The organism is Pseudomonas sp. FJ2-5-13 (genome assembly GCF_029201605.1).
Lineage (GTDB): Bacteria > Pseudomonadota > Gammaproteobacteria > Pseudomonadales > Pseudomonadaceae > Aquipseudomonas > Aquipseudomonas lactis.
This window is the reverse complement of the sequence record NZ_CP104045.1, coordinates 2,481,300-2,496,064: the sequence shown is the minus strand read 5'-3', so window position 1 is coordinate 2,496,064 and position 14,765 is coordinate 2,481,300. Positions and strand designations below refer to the sequence as shown.

General features: G+C 59.6%; 12 protein-coding genes. 8 read left to right on the top strand and 4 right to left on the bottom strand.

Translation table 11 applies throughout. From position 1 onward, the window contains the following. The first annotated feature begins 16 nt into the window (after nucleotides 1-16). Nucleotides 17-235, top strand: a complete 219-nt coding sequence (locus N2A98_RS11030) for a DUF2970 domain-containing protein (protein WP_032892193.1) — start codon at nucleotides 17-19, stop codon at nucleotides 233-235. Here N2A98_RS11030 and N2A98_RS11025 read toward each other — a convergent pair. Next, complete coding sequence (locus tag N2A98_RS11025) at nucleotides 232-1,299, bottom strand: ABC transporter substrate-binding protein (protein WP_275623414.1); 1,068 nt, start codon at nucleotides 1,297-1,299, stop codon at nucleotides 232-234. The genes N2A98_RS11030 and N2A98_RS11025 overlap by 4 nt on opposite strands. A gap of 426 nt (nucleotides 1,300-1,725) precedes the next feature. Between N2A98_RS11025 and N2A98_RS11020 the strand changes: the two genes are divergently transcribed. The 4 genes from N2A98_RS11020 to poxB all read left to right on the top strand — a co-directional run bounded on the left by N2A98_RS11020 (nucleotide 1,726) and on the right by poxB (nucleotide 7,134). After that, nucleotides 1,726-3,384, top strand: coding sequence for a nitrite/sulfite reductase (locus tag N2A98_RS11020; RefSeq protein ID WP_003190712.1), 1,659 nt, complete (start codon nucleotides 1,726-1,728; stop codon nucleotides 3,382-3,384). Next, on the top strand, nucleotides 3,368-3,862 hold the full coding sequence (locus N2A98_RS11015) for a DUF934 domain-containing protein (RefSeq protein WP_044273390.1): 495 nt from the start codon (nucleotides 3,368-3,370) through the stop codon (nucleotides 3,860-3,862). Before N2A98_RS11020 ends, N2A98_RS11015 begins: the two co-directional genes overlap by 17 nt. Nucleotides 3,863-4,098: 236 nt before the next feature. Next, nucleotides 4,099-5,331 (top strand): NADH:flavin oxidoreductase/NADH oxidase family protein, encoded by a 1,233-nt coding sequence (locus N2A98_RS11010; protein ID WP_275623413.1) that lies wholly within the window; start codon nucleotides 4,099-4,101, stop codon nucleotides 5,329-5,331. Nucleotides 5,332-5,409: 78 nt separating this feature from the next. Then, nucleotides 5,410-7,134: a ubiquinone-dependent pyruvate dehydrogenase gene (gene poxB, locus N2A98_RS11005; RefSeq protein ID WP_069558062.1), complete on the top strand. Its 1,725-nt coding sequence runs from the start codon at nucleotides 5,410-5,412 to the stop codon at nucleotides 7,132-7,134. Nucleotides 7,135-7,247: 113 nt separating this feature from the next. On the opposite strand, the gene N2A98_RS11000 is transcribed toward poxB, so the two are convergent. Then, entirely contained in the window at nucleotides 7,248-7,805 is a 558-nt protein-coding gene (locus N2A98_RS11000; RefSeq protein ID WP_275623412.1) for an NAD(P)H-dependent oxidoreductase, read from the bottom strand. Nucleotides 7,806-8,032: 227 nt separating this feature from the next. On the opposite strand from N2A98_RS11000, the gene N2A98_RS10995 reads away from it, so the two are divergent. Beyond that, nucleotides 8,033-8,269, top strand: coding sequence for a hypothetical protein (locus N2A98_RS10995; protein WP_032892208.1), 237 nt, complete (start codon nucleotides 8,033-8,035; stop codon nucleotides 8,267-8,269). Nucleotides 8,270-8,318: 49 nt separating this feature from the next. Here the strand turns inward: N2A98_RS10995 and N2A98_RS10990 are convergent, their stop codons facing one another. Then, nucleotides 8,319-8,657 (bottom strand): hypothetical protein, encoded by a 339-nt coding sequence (locus tag N2A98_RS10990; protein ID WP_153475691.1) that lies wholly within the window; start codon nucleotides 8,655-8,657, stop codon nucleotides 8,319-8,321. Nucleotides 8,658-8,840: 183 nt separating this feature from the next. Between N2A98_RS10990 and N2A98_RS10985 the strand changes: the two genes are divergently transcribed. Together N2A98_RS10985 and N2A98_RS10980 are read left to right on the top strand one after the other, a co-directional pair. Next, nucleotides 8,841-9,746 (top strand): LysR substrate-binding domain-containing protein, encoded by a 906-nt coding sequence (locus N2A98_RS10985; RefSeq protein ID WP_275623411.1) that lies wholly within the window; start codon nucleotides 8,841-8,843, stop codon nucleotides 9,744-9,746. A gap of 142 nt (nucleotides 9,747-9,888) precedes the next feature. After that, on the top strand, nucleotides 9,889-14,109 hold the full coding sequence (locus tag N2A98_RS10980) for a TcdA/TcdB catalytic glycosyltransferase domain-containing protein (protein WP_275623410.1): 4,221 nt from the start codon (nucleotides 9,889-9,891) through the stop codon (nucleotides 14,107-14,109). A gap of 70 nt (nucleotides 14,110-14,179) precedes the next feature. Here N2A98_RS10980 and N2A98_RS10975 read toward each other — a convergent pair whose 3' ends face one another. Beyond that, on the bottom strand, nucleotides 14,180-14,761 hold the full coding sequence (locus N2A98_RS10975; protein WP_080751072.1) for a GNAT family N-acetyltransferase: 582 nt from the start codon (nucleotides 14,759-14,761) through the stop codon (nucleotides 14,180-14,182). Nucleotides 14,762-14,765 lie beyond the last annotated feature (4 nt).

Here is a 14,765-nt window from a genome sequence, read left to right as displayed (position 1 = left end):
GGCTCGCGAGGCAAGCATGGACGACCCAATCGACAATAAACCGCCGACCTTCTGGCAAATGCTGCACAGCGTCATGGCCGCAGCCTTTGGCGTGCAGAGCGGCAAGAACCGTGCGCGTGACTTCACCCACGGCAAGCCCAGCCACTTTGTGCTGCTGGGCATCCTGTTCACAGCGGTGTTTGCCTTGACCCTGTTTGGCATCGTCAAGCTGGTGCTGCACCTGGCCGGGGTTTAACGCAGCAACAGTTGCAGGCTGAACGGGTAACGGTAGGACGCAGGCTTGCCCACCGCTGATAATGCGCGGAAATTCACTGATGGCAGGGGGCCCGATAGCCGGCGTGCCTGGGCGGCGTCGATCAACTGAAACAACGCTTGCTGGCGGTTGCGACCGCCACGGGCACCGATATCGACCCCATTGGCTTCATCATGAATCAACACCATCGCCCAACCGCCCAAGGTGAAATGCCCCGCCACCAGGGTACTCAGGCGCCCATCAAGGCGTGCTGCGAGGATCTGCGGTGAGCTGTTGGCCGCACTGAACAACACGTCTTTGCCCGGTACGCGACCACTGTCTTGCAGGGCCTGCATGGCACCCAGCGCCATTTCATCATTGGCCGACCACACCAGTGCGGTTTGCGGGTAGCGCTTGAACAGCTGGCTGGCCTGCTCGAATGCGCGCTGGCGGCTCCACTCACCGTAGACCAACTGTCGCAGGCGCACTTCGGGGTGCTCGGCCAGGGCACGCTGCATGCCCTGCACGCGCAACTGTGCGACCGGCGTGGTCTTGGCGCCGGAAAACGCCAGCAGGTCAAGTGTGGTGCCCGCAGCGACCGGGCCGTGTTGGCGCAACAAGTCGGTGAGCATCAGGTAGCCCGCCTGCTCGTCGTCGGCAACCATCGTGCCGATCAAGCCGGTGTCGTTGTAGGCGTCCAGTAGCTGCACCTGGTCGGGCGTCAGCGCGTTGCTGACGATCAGTAACTTCACCCCGCTGCCCTGGGCCATGCGCATGATCTGCGGGGCGACGTACTGTTCATTGACCAGCACCAGGTAATCGGGCCGTTCAGTGCCCAGCAGTGCCTCCCGCGCATGGGCCAGGGTGACCTGGTTGTCACGCTCGGAATAGCGCACACGCAAATCCAGGCCGAGGTCCTTGGCGCCGGCCTGCATGAATTGCGCATAACTGACCCAGAAGGTTTCCGAAGACAAGCCAGGGTTGAGAAACACCACCGACGCAGCCTGGGCGATTGCCCCGTACGCCGACCCCAGCAACCACACACACGCCATCAGAACCTTCAACATGGTTGCCTGAACCTTGAATATTGATCGCCATGATAGTGGCAATTAGATATTCAATCGAGGCTCAATCCACGTGCTGCTTTTACTGGTGGCTGACCCAGAACACCGCGGTTCCAACCACCAGGATAATCAGGAACAAGATTGCCCAGGCGTCCACGGTACTGTCGGGTTTGCGGGCTTTGGTGGAATTACTCATCGCATCGCCTCTTGTCGGTTTTATAGGTGACTGCACTCAGACTCGATCACAGTAAAGACCACACTTGTCCCTATGACAAATGTGGGTATGACGATAACGGTTCTCATTAGTCAGTTTGGTTATTTACATATACCCAAACATCACTTTTGCGCATATACGCAAACTGTTATCGTGCGCCGGCTCCGTTGGGAGTGCGCGGCCGTGCGCGCAGATTTGCCGAGAACAGGACCTATATGTACGTATACGACGAATACGATCAGCGCATCATCGAGGACCGCGTCAAGCAGTTCCGTGATCAGACCCGACGCTACTTAGCAGGTGAACTGAGCGAAGAAGAGTTCCGCCCTCTGCGCCTGCAAAATGGCCTTTATGTGCAGCGCTTTGCGCCGATGCTGCGGGTGGCCGTGCCCTATGGCCAACTGACGTCGCGCCAGACGCGCATGATGGCCAAGATTGCCCGCGACTTCGACAAAGGCTATGCCCACATCAGCACCCGCCAGAACGTGCAGTTCAACTGGCCGGCGCTGGAAGATGTGCCGGATATCCTGGCTGAACTGGCCACTGTGCAGATGCACGCCATTCAGACCAGCGGTAACTGCCTGCGCAACGTGACCACCGACCAATTTGCCGGCGTCGCCGCCGATGAGCTGATCGACCCACGGCCATGGTGCGAGATCGTGCGCCAGTGGACCACCTTCCACCCCGAATTCGCCTACCTGCCGCGCAAGTTCAAGATCGCCATCAATGGCTCGACCTCGGACCGTGCGGCCATCGAAGTGCACGACATCGGCCTGGAGCCGGTGTACAACGCCGCCGGTGAGCTGGGCTTTCGTGTATTGGTCGGCGGTGGCCTGGGCCGTACCCCGGTGGTCGGCGCGTTCATCAACGAGTTCCTGCCGTGGCAGGACCTGTTGAGCTACCTCGACGCCATCCTGCGGGTCTACAACCGTTACGGCCGTCGCGACAACAAGTACAAGGCCCGGATCAAGATCCTGGTCAAGGCGCTGACCCCTGAGGTGTTTGCCCAGAAGGTCGATGCCGAAATGGAACACCTGCGCGGCGGCCAGACCACCCTGACCGAAGCCGAAGTACACCGCGTCGCCAAGCATTTCGTCGACCCTGAGTACAAGGCCCTGAGCAATCAGGACGCCGAGCTGGCCGCACTCGACCAGCAACACCCAGGCTTCGCCCGCTGGCGCACCCGCAACACCCTGGCGCACAAGAAGCCGGGCTATGTGGCAGTGACCCTGTCGCTCAAGCCCACCGGCGTAGCGCCAGGCGACATCACCGACAAGCAACTGGACGCGGTCGCCGACCTGGCCGAGCGCTACAGCTTCGGCCAACTGCGCACCTCCCACGAGCAGAACATCATCCTTGCGGACGTTGAACAGAGCCAATTGTTCACCCTGTGGGGCGAGCTGCGCGAAGGCGGGTTTGCCACGCCGAACATCGGCCTGCTGACCGACATCATCTGCTGCCCGGGCGGCGATTTCTGCTCCCTGGCCAACGCCAAGTCAATCCCGATTGCCGAGTCGATCCAGCGCCGTTTCGACGACCTGGACTACCTCTTCGACATCGGCGAGCTGGACCTGAACATCTCCGGTTGCATGAACGCTTGTGGTCACCACCACGTCGGCCACATCGGCATCCTGGGCGTGGACAAGAAAGGCGAAGAATTCTACCAAGTGTCCCTGGGTGGCAGCGCCAGCCGCGATGCGAGCCTGGGCAAGATCCTCGGCCCATCCTTCGCCCAGGAAGCCATGCCGGAGGTGATCGGCAAGCTGATCGACGTATACATCGAACAGCGTACCGAAGATGAGCGTTTCATCGACACCTACCAGCGCATCGGCATCGACCTGTTCAAGGAGCGCGTCTATGCAGCGAATCATTAAGAACAACGCCGTCGTCGACGAAACCTGGCACTTGCTGCCCAAGGACGCGAGCTTCGACGGCATCTCCAACTGCGACGACCTGATCGTGCCGCTGGCCCTGTGGCGCGAGCACGGCCACGCCCTCAAGGCCCGCGACGGCGGTTTGGGTGTGTGGCTGGACGCCGATGAAGAAGCCGAAGAAATCGGTGATGACGTGCAGCACTTCCAGGTCATCGCCCTGAACTTCCCGGCCTTCACCGACGGGCGCAACTACTCCAACGCCCGCCTGCTGCGTGACCGTTATGGTTACAAGGGTGAGCTGCGTGCCATTGGCGATGTGCTGCGTGACCAACTGTTCTACCTGCGCCGTTGCGGGTTCGATGCCTTCGCCTTGCGCGCCGACAAAGACCCGTACGAAGCACTGGAAAGCCTCAAGGACTTCTCGGTGACCTATCAAGCGGCCACCGATGAACCCCTGCCACTGTTCCGCCGCCGCTGACACCCTGTCCCTGTAGGAGCGAGGGGGACGCCTAGTTCTTGCTCGCGAAAAACCTGAACGATAACGCTGACATCCTGAATGAACGCGTTGTCCTCGCGTTCTTCGCGAGCAAGAACTAGGCGTCCCCCTCGCTCCTACAGTTCCATCGCCCGTCAATCCTTCGTGATCGACTCCCGCTTGACATTAAAGTTAACTTTAAGCTTAGCCTGAGGCCTCCCCTGCTCAGGAGTTAACCCATGTCACCGTTCGAACCGCTGCAACTGCCTAACGGCCAAGTCATCGCCAACCGCATCGCCAAGGCCGCGATGGAAGAGAACATGGCGGACCCGCATCAGGCACCGTCCCAAGCATTGAAGCAGCTGTACAAGACCTGGGCCGACGGCGAGCCCGGCCTGCTGCTCACCGGTAACGTGATGATCGACCGCCGCGCCATGACCGGCCCTGGTGGTGTCGCGCTGGAAAACGAGCAACACCTGGCCAGTTTTCGTGAATGGGCCAACGTAGCCCGCGCCAAGGGTGTGCACTTCTGGGTACAGCTCAGCCATCCGGGCCGCCAGACCATGGCCAACCTAGGTCAACAAGCGTTGGCACCCTCGGCTATCGCGCTGGATGTGGGCAGTTTTTCCAAGATGTTCGCCACACCCAAGGCCATGACCGAAGACGACATCCAGGACGTCATCAAGCGCTTCGCCACCAGCGCCCGCCTGGCCGAGCAAGCCGGGTTCACCGGGGCGCAGATCCACGGCGCCCATGGCTATTTGTTGAGCCAGTTCCTCTCACCCTTGAGCAACCATCGCACCGACCGTTGGGGCGGCTCCTTGGAAAACCGTGCCCGCCTGCTGCTGGAGGTCATCCGTGCCGTACGGGCCAGCGTCAGCCCTTCATTTTGTGTGTCGGTAAAGCTCAACTCGGCAGACTTTCAGCGTGGCGGCTTCGATGAAACCGATGCGCGCGCGGTGGTGGAGATGCTCAATACACTGCCGATTGATTTGCTTGAATTGTCCGGCGGCAGCTATGAAGCGCCGGCCATGCAAGGTGAGGCGCGGGACGGGCGCACCTTGGCCCGTGAAGCCTACTTTTTGGATTTCGCCACACAAATGGCGAGCATCGCCACCATGCCACTGATGGTGACCGGAGGTATTCGCCGCTTGCCGGTGGTCCAGCAAGTATTGGACAGCGGCATAGCCATGGCCGGCATCGCCACCGCCCTGACCCTGGAGCCGCAGTTGCTCAAGCAGTGGCGTGAAGGTCGCGACCTCAACCCACAACTGCGGCCCATGGAATGGAAGCGCAAACCCCTGGCCGCCCTCGCCACCCTCGCCGTGGTGCGCAACCAGATGCGCCGCCTGAGCCGCGGCCGCCTGCCCAACCCCAACGTCGCGCCCTGGCTGGCACTGGTGTGTGACCAGTGGTTTATCGCGCGGCGTACGCGGCAGTATCGCGCAAGCATGACGCAATCTTCACATTAAAGGCGGAGCATTCGCCGTGATTGAACTGTCCCCTACTGATCAGCAGTTTTTCAACCTCACTGACGATTGGAGTTCCTCATGGCGAAAATCAACTTGGCGCAGCAGTTGGCGACCACCCTGGAACAGGCAGGCATCAAGCGTATCTGGGGGCTGACCGGCGACAGCCTCAATGGCCTGACCGACGCCTTGCGCAGCATGGACAGCATCGAGTGGATGCATGTGCGCCACGAAGAGGTTGCCGCCTTCGCTGCCGGTGCCGAAGCGGCGGCCACTGGCGAATTGACGGTGTGCGCTGGCAGTTGCGGGCCGGGTAACCTGCATTTGATCAATGGGTTGTTCGACTGCCATCGCAACCATGTGCCGGTGCTGGCGATTGCCGCGCAAATTCCGTCCTCGGAGGTTGGCCTGAATTACTTTCAGGAAACCCATCCCCAGGAACTGTTCAAGGAGTGCAGCCACTTTATCGAACTGGTGAGCAACCCCGAGCAGATGCCTCAGGTGCTGCACCGTGCCATGCGTTCGGCGATCCTCAACCGAGGCGTGGCGGTGGTGGTGATACCAGGGGATGTGTCGCTGTTGGAAGTGGAAGATAAGCTCAAACCGTGGCCAGCCTTGCACGCACCGCGCACCGTGCCGGTTGAGCAGGACTTGCAGCGCCTCACCGACATGCTCCAGAACAGCGAGAAAGTTACCCTGCTGTGTGGCAGCGGCTGTGCCGGTGCCCACGATCAGGTAGTGGCGCTGGCCGACGCCCTCGGCGCGCCGGTGGTGCATGCACTGCGGGGCAAGGAGCATGTGGAGTGGGATAACCCGTTCGACGTCGGCATGACCGGCCTGATCGGTTTCAGCTCCGGTTACCACGCCATGCTCGATTGCGACACCTTGATCATGCTCGGCACCGACTTCCCCTATCGCCAGTTCTACCCCACCGACGCGAAGATCATCCAGGTGGACCGCAACCCGCAAGCCCTGGGGCGCCGTGCGACCTTGGACCTGGGCATCGCCGCCGACGTCAGTGAAACCATCGCCGCGCTGCTGCCACGCTTGACCCGCAAGACCGATCGCAGCTTCCTCGAAACCTCCCTGAAGCACTACGAAAAAGCCCGCCAAGGCCTGGATGACCTGGCGCAACCGTCCAAGGCTGGTAGGCCGATCCATCCCCAGTATGTGGCGCGCTTGCTCAGCGAGCTGGCCGATGATGATGCGATCTTCACCGCCGATGTCGGTTCACCCACCGTGTGGGCGGCGCGTTATCTGAAGATGAACGGCAAGCGCCGGCTGATCGGCTCGTTCAACCATGGCTCGATGGCCAACGCCATGCCTCAGGCTATCGGTGCGCAGGCGGCATTCCCTGGGCGGCAGGTGATCTCTATGTCTGGGGACGGTGGTTTCACTATGTTGATGGGGGATTTCATTTCCCTGGCGCAGCTGCAATTGCCGGTCAAACTGGTGGTGTTCAACAATTCGTCCCTGGGCTTTGTTGCCATGGAGATGAAGGCGGCGGGTTACCTGGACACTGGCACCGAGCTGAAAAACCCGGACTTCGCGGCCATGTCCAATGCCATGGGGATCTTGGGCATTCGGGTGGAGCAATCCGAAGACCTGGAGCCGGCCCTGCGCCGTGCGCTGGCCCATGATGGACCGGTGTTGGTGGATGTGGTGACCGCCACTCAGGAACTGGTGATGCCGCCGAGCATCAAGCTGGAACAGGCCAAGGGGTTCAGCCTGTATATGCTCAAGGCGGTGATGAGCGGGCGTGGGGATGAGGTCATAGAGCTGGCACGCACCAACTGGCTTCGATAAATCCATTGTGGGAGCGGGCTTGCTCGCGAAAGCGGTGTATCAGTCGATCATGTCTCTGCTGAACCGACGCCTTCGCGAGCAAGCCCGCTCCCACATTTAAGCGCATTGCCAAATCAAGCCTTCTGTTTTTCTACCCACTTGCCATAGGCATCGATGAACGCCTGCAGGAACGGCTTGGTTTTGTCCGACACCTTCCCCGCTTCATCGAACACACTGCCTGCCCCGCCCAGGTAGGCTTCCGGCTGCTGCATGCACCACACATCCAGGAACACCAGGGACTGGCGCAAATGGTGGTTGGCGCCAAAGCCGCCGATGGCACCCGGCGAGACACTGATGATCGCCCCGGGCTTGCCACTCCAGGCGCTTTGCCCGTATGGGCGCGAGCCCACGTCGATGGCGTTTTTCAAGGCGGCTGGCACAGAGCGGTTGTATTCGGGGGTGACGAACAGCACCGCGTCGGATGAACTCACTTGTTTGCGCAAAGTGCTGTAGGCTGCTGGCGGTGTTGCACCGTCGATGTCCTCGTTGTAGAGCGGCAAGTCGCCGATTTCAACCATGTTCAACTTGAGATTGGCAGGGGCCAGTTCGGCCAGGGCCAGCGCGACCTTGCGGTTGATCGACTCTTTTCTCAAGCTGCCCACCAGGACGGCAATCGTGTAGACCTTGCTCATTGAGGTTTCCCGACTTCTGAATAAAGGAGCTTGTAGTTATAGAGGCTTCGCGGCGCGTTCACCAGAGGGTTATGCGGATTCCCTCGACGTTTTCCTGGCAAGCGTTTGCGTAGGAAGCGTCTGAAAATATCAGCGAATAGTATTTTTTTCTTATAGGTAAACTACCCCGCTCCCTGACGGTCTACAGAACCGCAAATCGAGTGTTTATCTCCAGAGGTTCTAAACAGATGGCTGCAGTACTTGTTGGACAGTTTCATGCCAGAGACGCGGAAGGCCGCGTGTATTCGGTGCATGAGTTCCAGGAATCCAACCCGGCGCAAGGCGACCTGGCGGGATCGACACCCACCGTGACCTACAAGCTGGCCATTGGCGACCGTGTAGAAAAACTGGAAGGTGATGAATTCAAACTGATCCAGTCGGGCACCATTCTCGTGCGCGAGTCAGAAACCACGCTGGCATCGTAAGCGCTTGCCTTGTTCACCCGCTCAGTCCTGGCGACTGGGCTGGGAACGCTCATGGGTGGCGGATCTGCGTTACCTCTATGCCCTGCTCGTCTTGCTTGAGCGTCACCAGCAATTGGCCGCGCTCCCCTTGCACCGTATACATCGAGCGCTTGTAACCCGGCGCGTTGTACGCGGGGTAAGCCTCGACCTCCCTGACCAGGGTAATCCCCACTACTGCGCCCACCTGCTCGTCCACCTGTTGTTGGGTGCGGATAAAGGCTTGCAGTGCGAGATCGTCCGGCGTCGGTTCATCCAGATGATTGAAGAAGTAAGCCGCCAGGCCTCCCACGGTCACCAGGACCAGGAGTTGCTTGGCCGTTACCCCGAAGAACGTCGAGGGCAGAGGCATATGAGACCAGACCTGTTTTTTATTTTAAGTACCGGCAAACCGGCAGGGGTCGTTGCTGATCAGAGCGGTCATTCTAGTGGGGTCGTGGCTGAACGCCATAGCCCGGGACGACCCCGGCAGTCTTTTTTACGCACGAAGGCCTGCGCCATTGAATCCCCTGCGCACTGCACATAGACTCCGGCCATGCGTTTACGTCATATCGAAGTGATTCAGGCCATCTTGCAGACCGGCCACCTCGGCACCGCCGCCGAGTGGTTGCAACTCTCCGTGGGCGAAGTAGACGCCACCCTCAAGGACGCTGAGCAGCAACTGGGCTTTATGCTGTTCGCCAGCGTGCGCGGGCGCTTGCAAGCCACCCGGGAAACCTTGGAGTTGCAGGCGCAAATCACTGCTCTGTATGAAGCCCTGGAGCCGCTGCAACGCCTTGCCAGCCGTTTGAAACACCACCACGCGCCGCCCTTGCGCGCCCTCTGCACGCCGCCGCTGGCCAACCAACTGTTGCCCCAGAGCATTGCCGCGCTGCGTCGACGCTTCCAGGACATGCCGTGCAACCTGTCGAGCCAAACCACTGGCGAGATCATCAACAGCCTGCTGTTGCATGAAGCCGATGTGGGCCTGAGCCTGCATGACCCTGAGCATCCACAGATCCAAAGCACGGTGCTGGCCCAAGGCAAATTACAGTTGCTGGCCCCCCATGGCTGGCTCAAGCCCAAGCAAAAATACATTGCGCTGCAGGACCTAGCCGGCCAGGCGCTGATCGGCCTGGAAGGCCATGACCCGCTCAGCCGCTTGCTGGATGCCAAGCTGCAAGCCCTGCGACCACTGCCCGTGGTGCAGACGCGGGTGCAAACCTACCCGATGATGCGCGGCCTGGTGGAAGCCGGAGAAGGCTTGGCGATTGTCGACCCGTTCACCGCCTTCGGTGCGCAGGAGTCCGGGCTGGATACCTGCCCGTTATCACCGCCCATTCCGGTCAGCCTATACGCACTGACGTTGAAGAATGCCGCGTCCACACCCGCGCTGAATTCGCTGCTGGAAATCGTCGCGCAAAAAGCCCAGCCCCTGCTCGCGGGCTCGCCGGCACTGTAACGGGCTCCGCGCCCCTCCCTTCCTGGTACCGACACACGGCCTTAAAGAAACGACAGGAACCCCATCCTGTGCGCAAGGCACTCATCCAGCGCAAAGCTCAGGCTTTCTACCGGATGAACAGCGCAACCAAGGATTGATACCCATGCTCCCACTACCCAATGCACTGGCGCACTTGCCGCTGCTGCACCCTGCTGCCCTGACTCAAGCACCGCCCCTGCAGCCTGCGCCCCCAACGCAGTCCTTGCCGGTGGTGGGCTCCACCAACGATGTGGCCCCTGACGAGCTCGACAACCCGGCAGCCCTTAAACAAGCCTTCAGTGAGCGCTGTAACTGGCAGCTACTGGCAGACAACCTGAGTGAACTCCTCAAGGAACTCAACGACGCCTTCCCCGGCGACGTGTCGGACCGCCAACGAGGCGCGCTCGAAGCCCGGCTCGCCACGCATCTGGCAACCTCCACGCTACCGGTGTGCGAGGGCTCACGGTACTCGCGGCAACACAACCTGGCGCCCAACAGCCGGGTCAAGCTAGGTACATTCCTCAGCGGCAGCGGCGTGCCCGCACCCAAGACCCTTGAGGCGTTGCTGGCGCTTTATCAAGTGGCGACCAAGCAGGTGCAGACGTTTCCCCTGGGCAATTACGGTGGCGCCCTGTCGTGGCCGATCCCGCTGTCGGCGCAGGACCGACAAGCCCTCATTGACCTGTTGAACACACCAGACCCCGCGTTGCCAGAACTGCCATTGACCGACAAACAGGGGGTACTGGGCTACCTGTGCTCTGTCACTCACCTGTCGAGCAACGATTTCAAATTCCCGGCCAGCGCCATGGAAATGCTGCTGGGATCGACCAAGGCGCAAGCACTGGGCCAGTTCCTTCAAGCGCGACTGGGCGGCATCGCAACCAACACCAGCGTCAATGACTACTTGCTGGCAGCCATTGCACTGGGGCTGGACCCGCAAGCCCTGGGAACACCGGCCCGCAACAGCGTGAGTGGCTTTGATCTCGGCCAACGGGCGCTATGGAACCAGCCGCCCAACGTGGCGATCGAGGGCTTGAGCCGCCATCTGGTCAAGGAAGGTCGAGCGTCCAAGGCATCGGCCGACCTGGCAGCGCGCCTGTTGCTGGCACGTACCGCACCGCAGTATCTGGTCAAGGACATACCGCCCAACGTGACCTACGCCAGCGTGGCCTGGACTCAATTGGAGATCGCCGTGGCCAAGCTGGAGGTCGAATCGCCGGGACGTGCGTTCACCATGACCTACAGCGAGGTACTGGCAGCCGCCGAGACCACCGATGTCGGCGCAGCGCTGACGCAGACGATCCATCGCGAAGCCTTGCACAACTGGGGAATCGTCAACGGTTACTTGAAAGCGGACACCTCCCCCAGCGATACGCAGATGCGCGCCACGCAAACCGCCTTCAGCAATCAGCAACAATCGTTGCAGGCCACCGCCCAGGCACTGGAAACCCCCATTCCGATGCGTGAGGAGATGGGCATGCAATTGCTGCGGGAAAAATTTCCCGATGTGCCGGACGACGTCTTCAGGGCAAAGCACCTGACCAAGGCCCGACTGGTTCCAGGACGGCCAGGACGCTTCCCCGGTACCCACTCGATGCTGGATGTGGTCATGCAGGGGGCCAAGGTCGACAACAGTGACAGCGAGCATTGGGTCACCCAGGACAAGCGCATCCCCATCATGGCGTTCTGCGCGCTTTCCGATAGCGGCGTACTGTCGGTCGCAGACGCCTTTGACCAGCGCTACAAACCTGCAATGGAGGCACTGGAAAAAGGTCATGCGGGAATGACTCAGCACCTGATATCGACGTTACCACCGCAAGATCGGGAAAATTTCGAATATGGCCAGCTCGAATTTTTTCATACCAACGACTACTTCATAGAAGCCGATTTTTCGAGCAAAACCCTGATCAAGAAAGGCCATACGCTGGATGTGAAAATCACCCGCAACGGGCAGGTCAATATTTATCGGATCGACACCCGCGCCGGGAACATTACAAAACACAATTACCTCACGCATATTTATTCGCCGCCCTATTCCCGGCTCGATATGCGCGACGCAAACACCTTGCACAGGACCGTGCGCTTCAACCCGTTCGCAGACGAGCACGCCCAACGGTCCAAGGAAACGCCGGCACGCGTTGAAACACCGCAGGTGTTCGACTCCGAGCGCACCCGCTACATCGCCAAAGTGCTCACCCAACGTCTGGACCTGCACGGCGATGACCTGCTCCAGCACGCCCGCGGAAGCACTTCATACGATAGAACCAGCGCCGCCAACCAGGCCATCGGCGAGTTTTTTCTCAACATGATTCCTTTCAGGTCGGCGATTGTTAATTTCATGCAGGGCAATATCGGCGACGGCTTGATGGACCTCGGCCTCGATGTGATCGGCCTGGTGACACTGGGCGCCGGCAAAGCCGCTCAGGCCGGCAAAGTGCTGAGCAAGGGCGTGTTTGGGGTCAAAGGCGTCGCCAGAACTGCACGGTTCGTCGGCACCGTCGCGCTCGATGCGCTTAACCCATTGGGCGGCGCAGGCGATTTGCTCAAGGGTATCAGCCGCTGGGCCTGGTCCAAGGGCGCGAAAGCCTTCAATACGCTCAGGGGCGCCACCGGCAGCTACGACCTGCTCAAAGCCGCCAGTACCCAGCATGGCCTGGTTTGCACAGGTACCGCCAGGATTGCCGGGCATGACCTTGAAATGGGGGCGGTGTTCCAAGGTGGCAACTGGCACGCCTTTGATGCAGCAAAGGGCTTGCCCTATGGGCCGCCACTCCAGCATTTCCAACCCTCGGTGGTGGCTGCCAACGGCGAGCTCAAGGTGCTCAATATACCGTCGCTGCAGGGTTACGAGGCCACGGTCTCTGCGGACCTGCTGCAGGTCAAAGGCTTGCAGGGCAACGTCTACGTGGGCCCGAACAATAAAGAATATGTGAAGGTTGACGGCACGCTGTATGAGTCCAACCTGAAAGAGGGCCAGCGCTTTATAAGGCATCCGTCTGGAACCGGCGTCGACCTTCCAGTCAAGGAGGTGGGCGTTGCAGGTTGGGAACCGATTTCACGCGGTCACCGTTTGCTCGGAGGCGCCCCCACTACAACCCATTGGCGATTAGCCGACGACACGTTCGTCGTCCCCCTTGATGATGTAAAGATAACGCGTACGGGGGCTTCCCCCTACGCCGTCCACTACAAAGGCCGTGATCATACGGTGACGTTTGATACGCAGGTCGGCGCATGGAAACGCGAGATGTCGAATACTCACGTTCCCGGCAGCCAAGCGAACCCAGGCGCCTTGTATTTTTGGCGGGCCGGCAAGGGGAAATGGAGGCTGGGTAGTGTCGATGAGTTCAATCACGCCAAAAAAATCAAAACCCACAAACATATCTTTGTTAACGCGCCGTCTATTTCTCTGACGGTCCCCCATAACGCCAAGCCAATTCCCAAAGAGATTCACTACTTCTGGGCCGGCGGCCATATGAATCCTCACTTGCAGGACAACATAAGGATCAATGCGGTCAGCGCACCTGGCTATAAATCTATCGTTCATGTTGATGCGAACGACCAGAGGACGTTTGTCAAACTCAAAAATCAACTGGAGGCCAACAAGTCAGGCATTGAGGTCAGAAACCTTCATAAAGACGACGTTTTCCAACAGTTAAAGTCATCCGACATGTATGCCTATTTCCGCCAAGGCCAGGGAACCAACCTTGCTGCAGCCTCGGATGTGGCGCGCTATCCGATCATGAAGAAATACGGCGGCATTTACCTTGACACTGACGACAGCATTGTCACCACCGTCAAAGACACTGAATTGCGCGCGGCGCCCAACGACATTCTGTTAAACAGCCCCGTCGCCATTGAATTCACTGACTACAAAAATTTCTACAACACCAGCAACTTCGCCACCCAACCTGACAACCCCATCATCGACACCATTATCAGTGAGATGCGCACCCGCTTCGCTAATAACAAAGACTACTTCACCGCACACCGCCCCACCGTTCAACAAGGCGAGGCACCCAATGCTGAGTTCTACCAGTACGAGCGTAAAATTTTTGAGACGGTTGGCCCCGATATGTTTAACGACATACTCAAGGCGCGCAGGCCTGACATGTATGACCTTGGTTTTGATAGATTAAAAGAAGTCACACTGGTTGATAATAAACCCGTGCGCAACGGGCCGGCTATCAACATAGAAGCGGTCATACACGAGCAGTATAAAGCGCACGGCATCGTCCCACCGAGCGATACGCGAGACAAAATGAACGCGGTAAAAACCCATTACTTTCCGTTCGCCTTGGATTTTAAAATCAAAACCGGCAACGAACACTCTTGGATGTACACCTGAGCATTGAGATAGCGGGACGGGCCGGCATAAATGCCGCCTGGTCCCCGCCAGGGTCAACATCGTCAGCCGTTCATACCGCTTCGCGCTCCGATTTGAACAACCGATACCAGAAAATTGCGACCTCGCGGGTGTGCGGGTCGATCCCGCGATAACGCAACTGATCGATACCGCCCATCACATAGCCACAGCGCTCATACAGGCGACAGGCGCCGAGGTTGTTGTTCTGGGTCTCGAGCATCATGCCCGGCAGGTTTTTCTTGCGGGCCCAGAATTGCGCCACGTCCAGCAGTGACTTGGCCACGCCATGTCGGCGCGCCGGCAACGCCACGGCCAACTCGTCAACGTGGGCAAAGCCGTTCCAGTTGGTGCTGACCACGATATGCCCTACGGCACAGTCATCCAGGTACGCCATGAAGATCGAGCTGTCGGCGGCGTCACGGAAACTGGCGAACTCCTCTGGGTCGATGCCATAGCACTTGCGGTACGGCAGCACGCGGTCCACTGGCCATTGGTCAACGCGCTGGCCCATTTGCGGCACCCCATAGGCGCTGACTTCAAAGCTGAAATCATTGCCCCACACATAGGCGTCAAAACCTTCGTCGGCGACTCGCACACTGAGTCCTGGATACTTCGGGTTCATTACAGCTTGCATAACC

What these genes read in the sequence shown, in the direction of transcription:
- N2A98_RS11030 (WP_032892193.1), top strand. Translation starts at nt 17, where the DNA reads ATGGACGACCCAATCGACAATAAACCGCCGACCTTCTGGCAAATGCTG.
- N2A98_RS11025 (WP_275623414.1), bottom strand. Translation starts at nt 1,299, where the DNA reads ATGTTGAAGGTTCTGATGGCGTGTGTGTGGTTGCTGGGGTCGGCGTAC.
- N2A98_RS11020 (WP_003190712.1), top strand. Translation starts at nt 1,726, where the DNA reads ATGTACGTATACGACGAATACGATCAGCGCATCATCGAGGACCGCGTC.
- N2A98_RS11015 (WP_044273390.1), top strand. Translation starts at nt 3,368, where the DNA reads ATGCAGCGAATCATTAAGAACAACGCCGTCGTCGACGAAACCTGGCAC.
- N2A98_RS11010 (WP_275623413.1), top strand. Translation starts at nt 4,099, where the DNA reads ATGTCACCGTTCGAACCGCTGCAACTGCCTAACGGCCAAGTCATCGCC.
- poxB (WP_069558062.1), top strand. Translation starts at nt 5,410, where the DNA reads ATGGCGAAAATCAACTTGGCGCAGCAGTTGGCGACCACCCTGGAACAG.
- N2A98_RS11000 (WP_275623412.1), bottom strand. Translation starts at nt 7,805, where the DNA reads ATGAGCAAGGTCTACACGATTGCCGTCCTGGTGGGCAGCTTGAGAAAA.
- N2A98_RS10995 (WP_032892208.1), top strand. Translation starts at nt 8,033, where the DNA reads ATGGCTGCAGTACTTGTTGGACAGTTTCATGCCAGAGACGCGGAAGGC.
- N2A98_RS10990 (WP_153475691.1), bottom strand. Translation starts at nt 8,657, where the DNA reads ATGCCTCTGCCCTCGACGTTCTTCGGGGTAACGGCCAAGCAACTCCTG.
- N2A98_RS10985 (WP_275623411.1), top strand. Translation starts at nt 8,841, where the DNA reads ATGCGTTTACGTCATATCGAAGTGATTCAGGCCATCTTGCAGACCGGC.
- N2A98_RS10980 (WP_275623410.1), top strand. Translation starts at nt 9,889, where the DNA reads ATGCTCCCACTACCCAATGCACTGGCGCACTTGCCGCTGCTGCACCCT.
- N2A98_RS10975 (WP_080751072.1), bottom strand. Translation starts at nt 14,761, where the DNA reads ATGCAAGCTGTAATGAACCCGAAGTATCCAGGACTCAGTGTGCGAGTC.